Source organism: Ruania zhangjianzhongii (genome assembly GCF_008000995.1).
Classification (GTDB): Bacteria; Actinomycetota; Actinomycetes; order Actinomycetales; family Beutenbergiaceae; genus Ruania; species Ruania zhangjianzhongii.
In genome coordinates this window covers 4929727-4945159 of sequence record NZ_CP042828.1, presented here as the reverse complement: position 1 = coordinate 4945159, position 15433 = coordinate 4929727, and the positions used below count along the sequence as shown (strand labels likewise).

The 15433-nt window shown below is 69.6% G+C and carries 14 protein-coding genes; 7 read left to right on the top strand and 7 right to left on the bottom strand.

Annotation, left to right across the window (positions count from 1 at the left end):
* The first annotated feature begins 89 nt into the window (after positions 1-89).
* From FU260_RS22825 to FU260_RS22815, 3 genes are all read left to right on the top strand, one after another.
* On the top strand, positions 90-707 hold the full coding sequence (locus FU260_RS22825; RefSeq protein ID WP_147919139.1) for a hypothetical protein: 618 nt from the start codon (positions 90-92) through the stop codon (positions 705-707).
* Positions 708-897: 190 nt separating this feature from the next.
* Entirely contained in the window at positions 898-2052 is a 1155-nt protein-coding gene (locus FU260_RS22820) for an AAA family ATPase (protein ID WP_147919138.1), read from the top strand.
* Between the two features lie 85 nt (positions 2053-2137).
* Positions 2138-3145, top strand: coding sequence for a hypothetical protein (locus FU260_RS22815; protein WP_147919137.1), 1008 nt, complete (start codon positions 2138-2140; stop codon positions 3143-3145).
* A 29-nt stretch (positions 3146-3174) separates the two neighbouring features.
* On the opposite strand, the gene FU260_RS22810 is transcribed toward FU260_RS22815, so the two are convergent.
* The 3 genes from FU260_RS22810 to FU260_RS22800 form a co-directional block, all read right to left on the bottom strand.
* Positions 3175-5715 carry an MMPL family transporter gene (locus FU260_RS22810; RefSeq protein WP_147919136.1) on the bottom strand — a complete coding sequence of 847 codons (2541 nt, stop codon included), beginning with the start codon at positions 5713-5715 and terminating at the stop codon, positions 3175-3177.
* Positions 5716-5817: 102 nt separating this feature from the next.
* The gene (locus tag FU260_RS22805) at positions 5818-6450 is read right to left on the bottom strand and encodes a TetR/AcrR family transcriptional regulator (protein ID WP_235912118.1); all 633 of its coding nucleotides are present in this window, start codon (positions 6448-6450) and stop codon (positions 5818-5820) included.
* A gap of 310 nt (positions 6451-6760) precedes the next feature.
* Entirely contained in the window at positions 6761-7756 is a 996-nt protein-coding gene (locus FU260_RS22800; RefSeq protein ID WP_147919135.1) for a hypothetical protein, read from the bottom strand.
* A gap of 333 nt (positions 7757-8089) precedes the next feature.
* Here FU260_RS22800 and FU260_RS22795 point away from each other — a divergent pair, with 333 nt between their 5' ends.
* Positions 8090-8572: a P-loop nucleotide/nucleoside kinase family protein gene (locus FU260_RS22795; RefSeq protein ID WP_147919134.1), complete on the top strand. Its 483-nt coding sequence runs from the start codon at positions 8090-8092 to the stop codon at positions 8570-8572.
* Positions 8573-8591: 19 nt separating this feature from the next.
* Here FU260_RS22795 and FU260_RS22790 read toward each other — a convergent pair whose 3' ends face one another.
* The 4 genes from FU260_RS22790 to kduI form a co-directional block, all read right to left on the bottom strand.
* Positions 8592-9566, bottom strand: a complete 975-nt coding sequence (locus tag FU260_RS22790) for a C-terminal binding protein (protein ID WP_147919133.1) — start codon at positions 9564-9566, stop codon at positions 8592-8594.
* A gap of 24 nt (positions 9567-9590) precedes the next feature.
* Positions 9591-10616 carry a zinc-binding dehydrogenase gene (locus tag FU260_RS22785; RefSeq protein WP_147919132.1) on the bottom strand — a complete coding sequence of 342 codons (1026 nt, stop codon included), beginning with the start codon at positions 10614-10616 and terminating at the stop codon, positions 9591-9593.
* Between the two features lie 55 nt (positions 10617-10671).
* Positions 10672-11445, bottom strand: a complete 774-nt coding sequence (locus FU260_RS22780; RefSeq protein ID WP_147919131.1) for an SDR family oxidoreductase — start codon at positions 11443-11445, stop codon at positions 10672-10674.
* A gap of 276 nt (positions 11446-11721) precedes the next feature.
* The gene (gene kduI, locus FU260_RS22775) at positions 11722-12561 is read right to left on the bottom strand and encodes a 5-dehydro-4-deoxy-D-glucuronate isomerase (protein WP_147919130.1); all 840 of its coding nucleotides are present in this window, start codon (positions 12559-12561) and stop codon (positions 11722-11724) included.
* Positions 12562-12694: 133 nt separating this feature from the next.
* Here kduI and FU260_RS22770 point away from each other — a divergent pair, with 133 nt between their 5' ends.
* The 3 genes from FU260_RS22770 to FU260_RS22760 all read left to right on the top strand — a co-directional run bounded on the left by FU260_RS22770 (position 12695) and on the right by FU260_RS22760 (position 15360).
* A complete protein-coding gene (locus FU260_RS22770) occupies positions 12695-13414 on the top strand; it encodes a FadR/GntR family transcriptional regulator (RefSeq protein WP_147919129.1) in 720 nt (239 codons plus the stop codon).
* A 192-nt stretch (positions 13415-13606) separates the two neighbouring features.
* Positions 13607-15049 (top strand): MDR family MFS transporter, encoded by a 1443-nt coding sequence (locus FU260_RS22765; RefSeq protein WP_147919128.1) that lies wholly within the window; start codon positions 13607-13609, stop codon positions 15047-15049.
* Positions 15046-15360, top strand: a complete 315-nt coding sequence (locus FU260_RS22760) for a GNAT family N-acetyltransferase (protein WP_147919127.1) — start codon at positions 15046-15048, stop codon at positions 15358-15360. Before FU260_RS22765 ends, FU260_RS22760 begins: the two co-directional genes overlap by 4 nt.
* Positions 15361-15433 lie beyond the last annotated feature (73 nt).

The following is a 15433-nucleotide window of genomic DNA, read 5'->3' as shown; positions in this document are numbered from 1 at the left end:
CAATATGCACGCTCTCGCGCAGTCGTCATCTGATGACGGCTCGGGAGGCACAGCCAAATCCGGTGGACCCCGGCCGTACCGTGGCAGTCATGTTCCTGCTCGTGTCCGGCGCTTCCTGCGCCGGGAAGTCCAGCGCCCGTCGACATGCGCTCACGCGCCTCGGTGAGGAGTTCGAGGCGGTCGAGCTGAGCGACCTCGGACCGGTCGCGAACCCGCCCACCATCGCCTGGCGCCAGCAGCAGGTGGAGGTCGCCGCGCTCCGCGCGCTCGATCTGGCCGAGCATGGCCGGCACCTGCTGTTCGCCGGCGACCCGGTCCCTGCCGGTGAGGTGCTTGCCGCACCCTCGGCCGATGGCATCGACGTGGCCGTCTGCCTGCTGGACGTGGACGCCGAGACCCAGTCGGCTCGCCTGGCCGCCCGGGGCGACCCACCCGAGCACCGGCACCTGCACCACGGCTTCGCCGACTGGATGCGTCACCATGCGGCCGACCCCTCCTACGTGCCCGAGGCCGTCACCACCGACGCCTGGCCGCAGATGCGCTGGCACCGTTGGATCGGCCGAGCCCCTGGACCGGAGTGGGCGATGACCGTGATCGACACCAGCGCCCTCACGGAGGTCGAGGTCGGCAAGCGAGTGGCCGGCTGGTGCCAGGACGCGGTCGCCGGGAACGCGCCGGTGTTCCGTGCCGGGTGGTCATCGTCATGACCGCTTACTCGCAGTCAACCCGTGACAATAGTCGCGGTAGGCCCACTATTGTGCGAGCAGTTCGCCGGTGCGGCAGCAACGGTGCACGACCTGGCTGACGAGGCCCGAACCGGGTACAGCCACCAGCGCAGCACCACGCGGAACGCGCTCCGCGCCGGCGGTGTCCCCGCCGAGTAGTAGCGTCCGACAGGTGATCGACACCATCGCCGTGGCCGGCTACCGCTCCCTGCGCGGCCTGGTGCTCGACCTCGGCCGGCTCACCGTGGTCACTGGCGCCAACGGCACCGGGAAGTCCGGCCTGTACCGTTCGCTACGCCTGCTCGCCGAGTGCGCGCTGGGCGGCGCGGTGGGCGCGCTCGCCCGGGAAGGGGGCCTGGAGTCCACCCTCTGGGCCGGCCCGGAACAGGGCACACGCCACCGCGGCGGTCCTGCGCAGGGAACGGTGCGTACCGGCCCCGTTTCCCTTCGCCTGGGGTTCGCCGGAAACGACGACCTGGGCTACGCCGTCGACCTGGGCCTCCCGCAAGAAGGCGGAACCGCCTTCACCCACGATCCGGAGATCAAGACCGAGCACATCTTCTCCGGACCGCAGCTGCGCCCCGGTGCGGTACTGGCTGAGCGGCGCGGCCCGGCCGTGCGGGTGCGCGGCGACGCCGGCGGCTGGACGCAGGCGGCCACGCTGCGCCCGTTCGACTCGATGCTCTCCGAAGTGGTCGATCCCACGGGTGCGCCAGAGATCGTCGCGATGCGCGAGCGACTGCGGGCCTGGCGGTTCTACGATCATCTGCGTACCGACGCTGCCGCCCCCGCCCGGCAGGTGCAGATCGGCACCCGGACCACGGCGCTCGCGCACGATGGCGCCGACCTGGCCGCCGCGTTGGCCACCGCCCGCGAACTCGGCCGAGGGGCCGAGATCGATGAGGCGGTCGAGTTCGCCTTTCCGGGGGCGCAGGTGTCGATAGCCGCCGACGGCGGTCGGTTCGGTCTGGAGTTCTCTCGCCCTGGTCTTCTTCGTTCGTTGGCTGCGGCCGAGCTCTCTGATGGCACGCTGCGTTACCTGCTCTGGGTGGCTGCACTGCTCAGTTCGCGCCCGCCGGAGCTGCTGGTGCTGAACGAACCCGAGACCAGCCTGCATCCGGACCTGCTGCCGGCGCTCGCCGCTCTGATGCGCCGGGCAGCCGAGGACTCCCAGCTGGTGGTGGTCACCCACTCCGAGCCGCTCGCCGCCGCACTCGAGGACGGCGGCGTCAGGCACCACGAGCTCGAGCTGGCGGTGGGGGAAACCGTGGTGGCCGGCCGGGAGGGGCCACTGGACCAGCCCGGGTGGCACTGGCCGAAGCGGTAGCGTCCGGACCGACGCCTCGCGCCCGGGGAGACCTGCCCACAGGTCCGCCTGGACACACGCCCTAGGTTCGGGCACTGTCAGCGCGATGCCCCTCACCCGTAGCCGTCGACGAATTGCTGCCCTGATCACCGGCGGCATGCTGGTGCTTGCCGCGGCAGTGGTCCTCATCCTCTGGGCGACTGCACCGCGGGAGAGCGCCGAAGATGCTGCCCAGGAATACCTGGACACGATCGCGGCCGGAGACGTCGAGCGGGCGAATGAGCTGGTGCCGGCGGTACCGGACCTCGGCACCCCGGCCACTGTGGACGGCCGGACCGCGGCGGCGACCGCCGGCTGGACGCCGATCTCTGACCCGCAGATCGTGGACTCCTTCGAGACCGTCGAGGGAACTCAGGTGGAGGTGAGCTACGTCGTCGGCGATTCCACTCACACCGCCTCCCTGAGCGTGGTTCCAGAGGAGGACTCCCGAGTTTTTGCCGAGGGCTGGCAGGTGAGGACCCCGCTCTCGCTCGGTGTCGGCGTGGACTCTACCGGTGACGCGCTGCCGTTCACTCTCGGCACCCTGGAGGTCATTGCCGGCCGCGACGCGAAGGTCACCCTCTACCCCGGCAGCTATCAGGTGGCGTTCGATGGCGGCGACTACCTTGCCAGCGAGGAGTACACCCTCGAGGTCACACCGACCAGCGACCGCGAGCTGAGCCGTATCCAGGTGATGCCGGAACCTACCCCGGCTCTGGCCGACGAACTCACCGAGCACGTGAGCGATGCTCTCGGGAACTGCACCATTCGCGACGAGGGCTACGTCTCGCAGTGTCAGATGTGGGCGAACCAGGATACCGATGGCATCACCTTCGAGCCGGTGACCTGGACAGTGGTGGACGGTCCCACGATCACCGAGGACGGCCGGACGGATCTCGTAGAGCTGCGGACCACCCTGGGAGCCGAGTACGAGGTGGCCGATGACGTCGACGCCCCACGCACACCGGTCACCGAGGAGGTCGTGCTGCGCACCCGGCTGTCGTTGTCCTTCGAGTCAGCGGACGACTACCTGATCATGGACGTGGACTGGCACACCATGCCGAGCGGCTCCTGAGACCAGGCGCCGCTCGGCACGGGTCACGCTCAGACCTTCGAGTCCTCCTCGACCGGCTCCGGGTCCTCCGACTCGGCGACGTGCGGGTGCCGGCGCTCGAGCTTCGCGCCCTCCACGTCCACATCCGGCAAGATCCGGTCCAGCCAGCGGGGCAGCCACCAGGCGCTCTTCCCGAACAGGTGCATCAGCGCTGGGATGATCAGCATCCGCACCACGAACGCGTCCACCAGCACGCCGAACGCCAGCGCGAACCCGATCGGTCGGATCATCGCGCTCTCGGCGAAGATGAACCCGCCGAACACGCTGACCATGATAATCGCCGCTGCGGCCACCACCGAGCGGCCGGCCCGGAAGCCCTGCACTACTGCTTGGCGGGCGTCTACACCGTGGGCGTAGGCCTCCCGCATCCCCGTGCCGAGGAAGAGCATGTAGTCCATCGCCAGGCCGAACAGGATGCCGACGGCGATCGTGGGCAGGAAGTTCAGGATCGGGCCGGGACTCTCCACCCCGAAGATGCCCGGCAGCCAGCCCCACTGGTAGATCGCTACCACCCCACCGAGCGCGGCGAAGTAGGACAGGATGAAACCGGCGGTAGCGATCACCGGAACCAGGATGGACCGGAACACCAGGATCAGGATCAGCAGGGACAGGCCCACCACCACGGCCAGGTAGATCGGTAGCGCCTCGGCCAGCTTGTCCGAGATATCGATGTTGCCGCTCGCCTGACCGGCCACCGCGATGGTCACGTCACCGTCGAGGTCCAGGCCGCGCAGCTCGTGCACCAGTGCTTCGGTGGACTCCGCTGTCGGTCCCTCGGCGGGGATCACCTGGAACCCGAGCACGGTGCCGTCCTCCGAGGCGCCGAACGGGGCAACCGCGGTGACGTCGTCCTGTGCCATCAGCTGCTCGCCGATCTCGAGCTGCTGCGCCGGCAGCTCCTCCTCACCGGCCGGCTCGGGCAGGTCGGCCACCACCAGCAGCGGACCGTTCATCCCCTCGCCGAACTGCTCCGCGACGGTGCTGTAGGCCTGGTACTGGGTGGAGTCGTGCGGTTCGGAGGACCCGTCCGGCAGGTTCAGGCGCAGGTCCAGGGCCGGGATCGCGATCACAGCCAGTGCGGCGATGCCGAGCACGGCGCGGGCGACGGCCGAGACCGTGGACATCGGCTTCGGCGGCACCGGCTTCGCGGCAGCTGCGCCGTGCTCGGTGAGCTTCGCGCGCTCGCGGGGGGAGAGCGCCCGCATCCCGATCAGCTTCAGCCACGCCGGCGTCAGCGTGATCGCCACCAGGACTGCCACGGCCACGCTGACCGCGCCGACGGTGCCCATCAGGCCGAGGAACGGGATCCCGGTGATGTTCAGCGCGAGCAGCGCGATCACCACGGTGATACCGGCGAACACGACCGCGTTGCCGGAGGTGCCGTTGGCCAGGCCGATCGACTCCTCCAGGTCGTAACCGTCCTTGAGCTGGCGTCGGTGTCGGTTGATGATGAACAGCGAGTAGTCGATGCCCACGGCCAGTCCGAGCATCACGCCCAGGATGGGGGTCACCGAGACCATCTCCACCACGCTGGACAGGGACAGGGCGCCGAGAGCGCTGATGGCCACGCCGATCAGGGCGTTCAGGATCGGCAGACCGGCTGCCACCAGAGAGCCGAGCATGACCAGCAGCACGACGGCCGCCACGATGACTCCGATGAGCTCTCCGACCCCGAGGATGGACGGGATCCCCTGCACGATCTCGCTGGAGAAGTCGACGTGTACACCGTCGATGGGGTTGTCGGAGAAGAGCGCGACCAGCGCATCCTTCGTCTCCTGCGGTACCTCGAACTGGCTCTCGGTGAACGAGACCGGGATGACCGCTGCGGAACCGTCCTCGGAGACCTGCCGAACGCCGTCGGTCAGTTCCAGCATCCGTTCGCCGAGCTCGAGCTGCTGCATCTGGCCGGTCAGCTCGGTCAGCCCCTGGTCCAGCTGCTCCTGCTGGCCGTCCATCTCGGCGAGGCCCTGCTCGATCCCTTCCAGCTGGGCGTCCAGCTCTGGGCCGGCCCAGGCGATCGAACCGTCGGCCTCTGCCTGTTCCCGGGCCTGTTCGAGCTGTGCTTGCTGGTCCTCGAGCTCGGTCCGCCCGGCCTCCAGCTGTGCCTGCTGGTCCGCCAGCTCGGCCTGTCCGGCCTCGGCCTCGGTGCGGCCCTGTTCCAGCTCGCTGGCCCGCTGGCTGCGCTGGGTCTCGGTGGCGAACGGGTCCACCACGGAAGCGACACCATCGATCTCCTCGGCCTGGGTGCCTAGGGCGGCGAGCTCGGTCTGCTGCTCCGCGGTGAACTCCGACCCGTCCGCGGTGGTGGCGACCACGGACCCGGTGCCGCCAGAGGCCTCCGGGAACTCGGTCTGCAGCCGCTCGGTGACCTCCGCTGTGGGGGTGCCGGGGATGTCGATCGCATCGGAGAGGGTGCCGGCGCCGACACCGAAGGCGATGCCCACAGCCACAGCGACGGCGGCCCAGGCGGCGAGGACGGCCCAGACCCGCCGTGCGGCGGTTCGGCCCAGGCGGTAGAGAAGTTCAGCCATCGGTGAGGTCCTTCGGTGATCGGATGAGGAACGGATCGGGGTGCTCGGGCATGTGGGTCGCGGGAGCGGGTGCGGTTCTCTGGTGCAGTTCTCTGTGCGCGTCTAGCGAGTGCCGAATCCGGTGCGCAGCTGCTCGATCAGGTGGTCCAGCAGCTCGGCCCAGACGACTCGGGAGACCTGATCGTCGGCAGCGCCGGTCCGTTCCCACCAGTGCGTGTGCAGCACCAGCACGCCGCCGGTGAACGAGCTCGCCAGCAGCTGGAGGTCCAGCGTGTCAGCCTCTGGATAGCGACGGCGCAGCGCCGCCACCAGTCCGTTGCCCACCTCGGTCAGTGCCTGGTTCAGCAGATTCGCGTGCCACGGCCCGTGCGGGTCGGTGCCGCCGAGGGTGCGGGTCAGGTACGCCATCGGGGTGACCAGGTCGGTGCTGCGCACCACCGCGGCGAGCTCGTCCAGGATCGACGACCCGGCCGCAGGTCGGCCGGTCTCGATCGGGGTGGCGAGCTTCTGGATGAGCTCGCCGAGCACGTCCGCGCAGACCTCAGCCACCACATCGTCCAGCGAGGCGAAGTGGTTGAACACGGTGCGACGACTCACATCGGCCCGTTCGGCCAGCTCGTCCACGGTGAACGCGGTGCCGCCGGTGGAGTCCATCAGCTCGGCGGCCGCCTGCACGATGGCTTGGCGGGAGCGTTCCTTCAGCGCTGCGCGGCGGTCGGTCGGGGCATCGGTCACGTGGTTACACTAAGTGCAACGCTGCACTCAGTGCAATGAACGTGGCGCATCTCACAGGGGTCCTCCGCCTGCGCTCGCGGCGGTTCGCCGTGCGATGTGAATCGCGATGAACGCCCGCGCGAGCGAGCGCGCGGGGACCTGCCGGCTGACTGGCTCGGGTGATCTCACCCTGTGCCGCCCCCGCCCTCCGCCGCACACGGCAACGGAGCCAAGTTCCCGGTTCGGGAACTTGACTCCGTTCGGCCTACGGGCCGCAGCCGCTGCGGCACATCCCTCTCGTGCCGCGGCTGACCGTCCAGGGGGTGGGCGATCAGCCGATGTTGGCCGAACCAGCCTCCGCCACCTGCTGCTGAGCTGCCGCACGTCGTTCGTCGATCCGGTTCTGGATCGTGTCCGCGTGGTCGGCCTCTGCCTGGGCACTGAAGGCCTGCAGCTGCTCTTCTTCGGCCGGGATCGGCTCGTGCGGGCCGTTGATGCCGCCGCGGACCTGGTTGTTCTCACCGACCTGGGCGGTGGGAGTGTTGTCCGCCAGGCGCAGGGTGCCGTTGACGATGTTCTCATCGATCACCACACCAGCGGTGTTGGCGTCCACCTGGACGTTGCCACCCCAGTAGCTGGCACCGTCGCAGTCGGCTGCGGGGCCGTCGGAGCCCACCTGGACCGGGCCGGCGTTTCCGGTGATCCGGCTGTTGCCCTGCACCACCACGGCGCAGAGCATGCTGCCCTCGGCGTTCTCCCCCACCACGAGGCGGCCGTCGATGAACGTGTCGTAGATGTCGGTGTACACCGTCTCGCGGGAGTTGACCGTGCCCGCGACAACAGAGTTCTCGACGTACACCTCACCGGCGCGGGCCGTCAGGTTCTCGCCCAGCTCAGCCTCGATGGCAAACAAGAACCCGACGGGGGCCTCCTCGCCTGCACGGCTGGTCACCCGCCCGTCGATCGCGGAGCCTTCGACCACTGCGCCGTAGGCGTTGTTCATGCGCAGGTCCCCGGTGACTGTGGAGTCCAGCAGGTCCACGTAGGAGTCGGCGGCACCGACAACCTGGCCGTCGATGCTTACCCCTTCCCCGATCAGGTTCCCGCCCTGGCGCACTCGCACGTCACCGGTCACGGTGGTGCCGGTCAGATCGCAGGTGGCGTCCGCAGGTACGACCAGATCACCGGGCACGGTGACCTCGCCGGCGGTGCCGACGCAGTGGGTCACCAGGTCGGCGTTGGCTGGTGCGGCCCCCAGGGTGCCGAAGGCGGCTCCACCGGCGATCAGTGCCGTGGTAGCCAGCGCGGCGGTTATGGACTTCTTCATCGAATCTCTCCTCCGTCGTCAGTGTCAGTACATCGACCCTATGCCCTGGGCGGCCCAAAATGTGACCCAGCAACGTCCAAGGAGTAAGACCAGTGAATCCAGTACATGTCTGACGAGGCGAGGCGAGGCGGGGCGGCGTGAGGCGAGGCGAGGCGGGGCGGCGTGAGGCGAGGCGGGGCGGGGCGGGGCGGGGTGCCGCTTCGTGACCAGACCGGACTGGGCGCTCGCGTTCGTGGAGAGGTCGGCCTCGCCGGTGGCTGCCTCCCCGCAGCGCAGCCCGCACAGCCCGCGCCCTGCGGTGGCCCCTCACTACTGCGCGCCTACGCTGGTGAGATGACGGCCGGTCGCGTGCACCTGCTCTATGGCCTGACTGGTTCGGGCAAGAGCACCCTCGCGAGACGGCTGTGCCAGGACGGAGCTGCGGTTCGATTCACGCTCGACGAGTGGATGCTGCGCCTCTACCCCGAGCTCAGCTACGACGACGCTGCCTACGGCCGGCAAGCCGACGTGGTGCGCGAGGTGATCTGGACGGTGGCCGAGCAGGTGCTCGCTGCGGGCACGGATGCCGTCCTTGACTGGAACAGCTGGTCGCGCATGCGGCGTGCCTGGGCTGTGCAGCGAGCCCAGCACGCTGACGCAGAGGTGATCCTGCATTGGCTCACCACCGGGTTGGCTGAGGCCGACCGTCGGCTCGCTGCCCGTGCAGGCGCCGATACGCCGTACGTGCACCCGGTCACCACGGCCGGCAACGCCCACCTGCAGACCCTGATGGAGCCTCCCGGTCCAGCAGAAGGCTGCCGGATCATTCGGCACTGATCGAGCCGGTGCGCTGTGCTCAGCGCCGCCCGGCGGCCAGAACCTCCGGATTGAGGATGTTCTGCGGCGTGGTGCCGGCGAGCACGTCCACCACGTTCTGCACAGTGCGGCGCTTGAGCTCGGTGTAGGACTGCTCGGTGTAGAACGCCGCGTGCGGGGTGAGAATGCACCGCTCGAAGGACGTCAGCGGGTGATCGACCGGCAACGGCTCGTTCTCGAACACGTCCAGCCCGGCGCCCTGCAGGTGCCCGGATGCCAAGGCGTCGGCGATCGCGTCAGTGTCCACCACGCCACCGCGGGCCGTGTTCACCACGATCGCGCCGGCCGGGAGCTGTGCCAACGCCCGGGCATCGAGCAGGTGGTGGGTGTCCGGGTCCAGCGGGGTGTGCACGGACAGCACATCGCTGCGCGCCAACAGCTCGGTGAAGGACAGGACGGGCCAGCCCTCGTCGGTCGCGGTGCCCGGCTCCAACCGGATGTCGCTGGTGGCCACGTCGAAGCCGATACCGGCGGCCTTGCGAGCCGTGGCCTGCCCGATGCGCCCGAAGCCGAGCACCCCGAAGCGCAGGGTGGAGAACTGGCGGATCGGCGTCGCCGGTGTCAGGTCCGGCTGACCGGCTCGCAGCCCCCGGTCCAGCACGCGCAGGCCGCGCACGGTCGCCAGTGCCAGGGTGATGGCATGGTCGGAGACGGCCTCGGTGCCGTAGTCCGGCACGTTGCACACGGCCACACCGCGCTCGGTCGCGGCCTGCACGTCGACAGTGTCCACCCCCACGCCGTAGCGCCCGATCGCGCGCACCTTCGGCAGCGCGTCCAGCACGGCGGCGGTGATCGGCGCGTACTGCACCACCAGAGCGTCAGCCCCGGAAGCGTGTGCGATCACCTCCTCCTCGGTGCGGCTCTGGGTGAGCACGAGCTCGACCCCGGCACCGGTCGCCGCCTTCTGCTCGGCGTCGATGTCGGCGTGGTCGCAGTCGGTGATGACGATCTTCATCGGGTCCTCTATTCGGGCAGCTGTTCAGGCAGTGTCGGGGTCGGCGGGCAGGGCAAGGAGCACCTTGCCGGAGGCTTCGGAGTCCTTGGCGGTAGCGAATCCCTGCACCGCATCCGCCGCGTCGAAGGTGTGCGTGATGACCTGCTCGATCTCGGGCCGTTCGGCCAACAGCGAGATCGCCGCGTCGATCTCGTTGTTGAACCGGAACGAGCCGTGCATGGTCAGCTCCTTGGAGATCATCGGTGCCAGGTTGATCCCGCTGGCAGCGTTCGGCACCATGCCCACCTGCACGTAGGTGCCGGCCCGCCGCGCGGCCACGAACGCCGCGTTGATCGAGGCCGGGATGCCCGAGCACTCCAGCACCACGTCGTAGGCCTCGGCCGGGATCTCCTCGGACCGGACGTTGATCGTCTGCGCCGCACCGAGCCCGCGGGCACGGCCCAGCGGCCCCTCGAGCACATCGGTGGTGGTCACCTCTGCAGCGCCGAGCGCCACCGCTGCACCGGCAGCGAGTAGACCGATGGCACCGGAGCCCGTGACCAGCACCCGCTGACCGGCCACTCCACCGGCGAGCGCGATACCGTGCAGCCCCACCGCCAGCGGCTCGGCCAAGGCGGCGCGGTTGAGCGGCAGCCCGGCCGGCAGCACCCGCACCATCGAGGCGTCCACGACGAAGTACTCCGCTGCCGCACCCTGGGTGTGTGGCCAGGTCGAGGCACTGCCCAGGTAGGCGCCGTTCGGCCACAGGTGCGGCGCCTGCGCCAGCCCGGGCTGCTCGTCGCCGAAGGTGGCCGGGTGCACGGTGACCGCAGTGCCGGGAGCAAGCTCCCCAGACGGGTCGGCGTCCACGGTGCCGGACATCTCGTGCCCAGGAATGAGGGGCTCCCGCACCACGAACGCCCCGTTCGCACCGTCGTAGTAGTAGTGCAGATCCGAACCGCAGATTCCGACATAGGCGGTACGGATCCGGACCTGACCAGGTCCAGGTTCGGGGACGGGGACCTCGGCGAGGCTGAGGTCCTCCTTGCCGTTGATGACGAGAGCACGCATAGCGGGTGTCCTAGCTAGGAAGTGGAGCGGAAGGTGAGTGAGCGGGAGGGCAGGATCAGACGATGGCGGTCATACCGCCGTCGACGAAGATGTTCTGACCGGAGACGAACGCGGAGGCGTCCGAGGCAAGGAAGATCAGCGTGCCGACCAGCTCCTCCGGCAGACCCCAGCGCTGTGCCGGGGTTCGGGTACCCACCCAGCCGCTGAACTCTGCATCGGCGACCAGCGCAGCGTTCATCTCGGTCTTGAAGTAGCCGGGGGAGATGGCGTTCACCTGGATGTTGAACCGGGCCAGGTCGGCCGCCATCCCCTTGGTGAGCATCAGCACCCCACCCTTGGACGCCCCGTACGGAGCAATCGTCTGCCGGGCGAGCTGGCTCATCACCGAGCCGAGGTTGATCACCTTGCCGCTACCGCGCGCGGCCATCCCCGGGGTGATCTGGCGGGAGACGTAGAACGCGCTGGACAGGTTGCCGGCGATCACCGCATCCCAGTCCTCGGCGTCGAACTCGTTGAACGGCGCCCGACGCTGAATCCCGGCGTTGTTCACCAGAATGTCCGGCACGCCGTGCTCATCGATGAGTGCGGACACGTTCTCGGCCACTGCACCGGCGTCGGTGACGTCGAACCGCGCCGTGGGCACCGGGCCACCCGAGGTCACCCGGCCGACGGTCTCGGCGGCGGCGGCCAGGGCCTGCGGGTCCCGCCCATGCAGCACCACCTTCGCGCCCGCCTCGGCCAGCCCCGTCGCCAGGGCCAAGCCCAGGCCGCGGGAGGAACCGGTGACGAATGCGAGCTTGCCGGTGATGTCGAACAGCGGGCTGGTCATGTGCCTACCTTGAGGTCGGAGCGGCGTCGCGGGCCGGTGACCCCGGGGCACCGCGGTGTGAGGCACTACGGTCCCACAATGATCACACCTTTTGCAAGTGGGGTCGTGATGGTCCTGAGCGGCGGATCCCCTCGGCCGACGACGGCGGAGCAGGCGGATCGTTCGTCCCACCGTGGTAGGCGGTGCTCAAGGCGTGCAGGCGTGCAGGCGTGCAGGCGTGCAGGCGTGCAGGCGTGCAGGAGTGCAGGAGTGCGGGAGCGCGAGTGGGGCGTGAGGTCAGCGCATCTCGGCGACCGGGAAGGTGTCCATATCGTCGAAGGACTGGTTCTCGCCGGCCATCGCCCAGACGAAGCTGTAGGCAGCGGTGCCGACTCCGGAGTGCACGGACCAGCTCGGGGAGATGATCGCCTCCTCGCTGGCGACTACCAGGTGCCGGGTCTCGCTGGGCTTGCCGAGGATATGCAGCACGCGGGCGTCGTCGGGCAGGTCGAAGTACAGATAGCACTCGGTCCGCCGGTCGTGGGTGTGCGCGGGCATCGTGTTCCACATGCTGCCCTCGTGCAGGGTGGTCACCCCCATCACCACCTGGCAGCTGCGCACCCCGCTGGAGTGGATGTACTGGTTCAGGGTGCGCCGGTTGCTGGTGGCCTGCTCACCCAGCTCACGCACGTTCCCGCCGCCGGGTTCGGTGAGCACTGTGGGGTAGCTGGTGTGCGCCGGCGCGGAGAACAGGTAGAACCGTGCCTCACTCTCACCCTCGCCGGCGCCGGCGCCGGCGAAGGTGACGTCCTGGGCGCCGCGGCCGATGTACAGGCAGGCGCCGGTGGACAGGGCGTACTCGGTACCGTCCACCACGACTTTCCCGGCGGCGCCGACGTTGACGATCCCGGCTTCCCGGTGCTCGAAGAAGTACTCGGACCGGATCTCCGGGTAGGTCGGCATCGAGATCGGGTCCGTGGTCGGGGTGATGCCGGCGAGCACCACACGGTCCTCGTGGGTGTAGACGGCTTGCACGGTGCCGGCGACGAACAGCCCCGGCACCAGGTAGCGCGAGCGCAGCTCGGCGGTGTCCATACCTGGGATCTGATCGGGGTTGGTGGCGTGTCGAAGCTCCACGGGGAGTCTCTCCTTCTGGACAGCGGAACGATTTCCCGCAATGATCGCACCTTTTACCGGCTGATGGCTCTAGCATGGGGTACACGCGCCGCGAGGGGCTCCCGGCGAATGAACCAACTGGCCTTGGAGGGTCATGGCGGCACCGGTGCTACACAGCGACATCCTCAACACCCTGGGTGCGGAGATCGCCGGCGGCGGGCTCGATCCCGGTGATGTGCTCACCCTCGCCGGGCTAGAGGAACGCTTCGGCGTGTCCCGGACCGTGGTGCGTGAGGCGATGCGGATCCTGGAATCGCTCGGCATGGTGCGGGCCAAGCGCCGGGTCGGGCTGACCGTGCAGCCCTCGGCCTCGTGGTCGGTCCTCGACCCGCGGGTGATCGCCTGGCGGCTGGCCGGGGCGGGCCGGGCCGAGCAGCTCCGGTCGCTCACCCAGCTCCGGGTCGCGCTGGAGCCGACTGCAGCACGGTTAGCCGCGCAGACTGCGCAGGACGCCGGCGGGGAGCTGATTCGGCTGGCCGAACAGCTACGCGAGCTCGGTGAGCAGGGTCTGGGCGACACCGCCTTGTACCTGGACATCGACGTACAGTTCCACACCCTGCTGCTGACCTGTGGCGGCAACGAGATGTTCTCCGCCCTCGCCGATTCCGTCGCGGAGGTGCTGATCGGGCGCACCCGGTTGGGACTGACCCCGGCGCACCCGGCCCACGCGGCGGTGAGCAACCACGAAGACCTGGCCCGCGCCGTCGGCGACGGGGATCCGGTACGGGCCGAAGCACATGCCAAGGCCGTGCTGGAGACCGTCTGGTCCGAGGTGGACTACGCCAGCCAGATGGAGCGGATCGCGACTGGCTGAGTCGTCCGGATCGCGACGGACGGAGGAGGGAACATCGGACCGGTGGCGAGCAGAACCCCGCGCAGTGGAGCGGAATATCCGCGACTGGTCGAACGCCGTCGGCCGGCTGTTCCTGTTCCGAACGCCGCGCGGTGGGGAATAGCGCCGCGGGCCGGAGGCTTGCTCTGAGGTGCTGATCTGTGGACCGGCCCGATGACGGCCGGCGCGACCCCGACGCGGGCCGAGGGTGTGGGGCTGCGCTCGGAGCGCGGCCCGATCCTGCTCTCGCTGATGCTGTCGACGGCGCTGGTCGCCCTGGATGCCACCATCCTGGCCACGGCCGCCACCACGATCGCGCGGGAGTTCGACGCGTTCGCCCTGGTGCCCTGGCTGTTCTCCGCCTACACCCTCGCCCAGGCGGTCACCGTGCCGGTGTATGGCCGCCTCTCCGACGTCTTCGGCCGCAAACGCCTGATGCTCCTCGGCGTGGGACTTTTCCTCATCGGCTCGGTGCTCTGCGCGCTCGCGCCCACCATGCTCGCGCTGATCCTGGCCCGAGTGGTGCAGGGCCTCGGTGCCGGGGCGATCATGCCGATGTCGATGACCATCGCCAGCGATATCTACACCGTGGCCGAGCGGGCCAAGGCGCAGGGCTACCTCGCCAGCGTCTGGGCGATCTCGTCAGTGGCCGGGCCCACCCTCGGTGGCGTGTTCTCCCAGTTCGTCAGCTGGCGGTGGATCTTCTGGGTCAATGTGCCACTCGCCGTCCTGGCGGCGGTGATGCTCTGGCGCCGGTTCACCGAGCCGTCCGGGGACGGTGAGCGCGAGCCGGTCGACTATCTCGGCGCCACCCTGCTCACCGGTGGCAGCACCTTGCTGGTGCTTGGCCTGCTGCAGGCGGGTGAGTGGGGCTGGGGATCCGCCCGCACCGTAGCGGTGCTGGCCGGTGGCGTGGTGCTGCTCGCCCTGTTCGTGTTCCGGTCGCAGCGAGTGCGATACCCGATCCTCCGGCTGGCCGTGCTGCGCCGCCGGGTCATCGCCGCACCTACCGTGGCCGCGTTCATGATCGGGGTGATCGTGCTCGGCCTGTCCACCTACGTGCCGATCTACGCCCAGGGGGTGCTCGACGCCGAGCCGCTGGTGGCCGGGTTCGCGCTCGCGGCGCTGAGCGTCGGCTGGCCGCTGACCGCGACCCTGTCCGGGCGGGTCTACCTGCGGGTGGGCTTTCGGATCACCGGCCTGATCGGCTCCGCCCTGGTGGTCATCGGCTCCGCCCTGGCACTGCTGCTCGGCGAGCACACCTCGATCTGGCAGGTCGCCGCCACCTGCTTCGTAATCGGTGCCGGGATGGGCCTGACCACCGCCCCGACGCTGATCGCGGCCCAGACCAGTGTCGACTGGTCCGAACGTGGCGCGGTGACCGGCACCAACGTGTTCTCCCGGTCGCTCGGCTCCGCCGTGGGCGTAGCCGCCTTCGGCGGGGTGGTGAACGCGGTCGCCACTGTGGGACCGGATGGGATGCCGGTGGGCGCCGATCTGGTCCACGGTGTGCACCTGGTGTTCTGGTGCTCGCTCGGGGTGGCGGTGCTGCTCGCGCTCGCGGTGGCACTGATGCCCCGGGACCGTGGAGCCGTGTGGCAGACTCCGAAAACATGAGCAGCACTGACGAGATCACGGTGGTCGAGCAGCCCGACCGCTACCAGATCCTGGTCGGCGGCGAGCCGGCCGGGCACACCGAGTACAGCGACGACGGTGCGCAGCGCCTCTTCCCGCACACGGTGATCGACCCGGCCTACCGCGGTCAGGGGCTCGCCGGCACCCTGATCCGCGAGGCGCTGGACGCCACCCGCGCGGCCGGGCTGGCGGTGATCCCGACCTGTTCGGCAGTGGCGGGATTCATCAACCAGAACGCCGAGTACCAGGACCTGGTGCCGGCCGATCGCCGCGCGGAGCTGGGGATCGGCTGACCGCAGCTCAGGCTGGCCGCGCCCCGCACCGGGACCTCGGCTGGCCGCGCCCCGCACCGTTGCCGGCCACGTT

Coding starts and splice junctions, on each gene's coding strand:
- FU260_RS22790 (WP_147919133.1), bottom strand. CDS start 9,566: ATGAAGATCGTCATCACCGACTGCGACCACGCCGACATCGACGCCGAG.
- FU260_RS22780 (WP_147919131.1), bottom strand. CDS start 11,445: ATGACCAGCCCGCTGTTCGACATCACCGGCAAGCTCGCATTCGTCACC.
- FU260_RS22760 (WP_147919127.1), top strand. CDS start 15,046: ATGAGCAGCACTGACGAGATCACGGTGGTCGAGCAGCCCGACCGCTAC.
- FU260_RS22765 (WP_147919128.1), top strand. CDS start 13,607: ATGACGGCCGGCGCGACCCCGACGCGGGCCGAGGGTGTGGGGCTGCGC.
- FU260_RS22800 (WP_147919135.1), bottom strand. CDS start 7,756: ATGAAGAAGTCCATAACCGCCGCGCTGGCTACCACGGCACTGATCGCC.
- FU260_RS22795 (WP_147919134.1), top strand. CDS start 8,090: ATGACGGCCGGTCGCGTGCACCTGCTCTATGGCCTGACTGGTTCGGGC.
- FU260_RS22825 (WP_147919139.1), top strand. CDS start 90: ATGTTCCTGCTCGTGTCCGGCGCTTCCTGCGCCGGGAAGTCCAGCGCC.
- FU260_RS22815 (WP_147919137.1), top strand. CDS start 2,138: ATGCCCCTCACCCGTAGCCGTCGACGAATTGCTGCCCTGATCACCGGC.
- FU260_RS22785 (WP_147919132.1), bottom strand. CDS start 10,616: ATGCGTGCTCTCGTCATCAACGGCAAGGAGGACCTCAGCCTCGCCGAG.
- FU260_RS22770 (WP_147919129.1), top strand. CDS start 12,695: ATGGCGGCACCGGTGCTACACAGCGACATCCTCAACACCCTGGGTGCG.
- FU260_RS22810 (WP_147919136.1), bottom strand. CDS start 5,715: ATGGCTGAACTTCTCTACCGCCTGGGCCGAACCGCCGCACGGCGGGTC.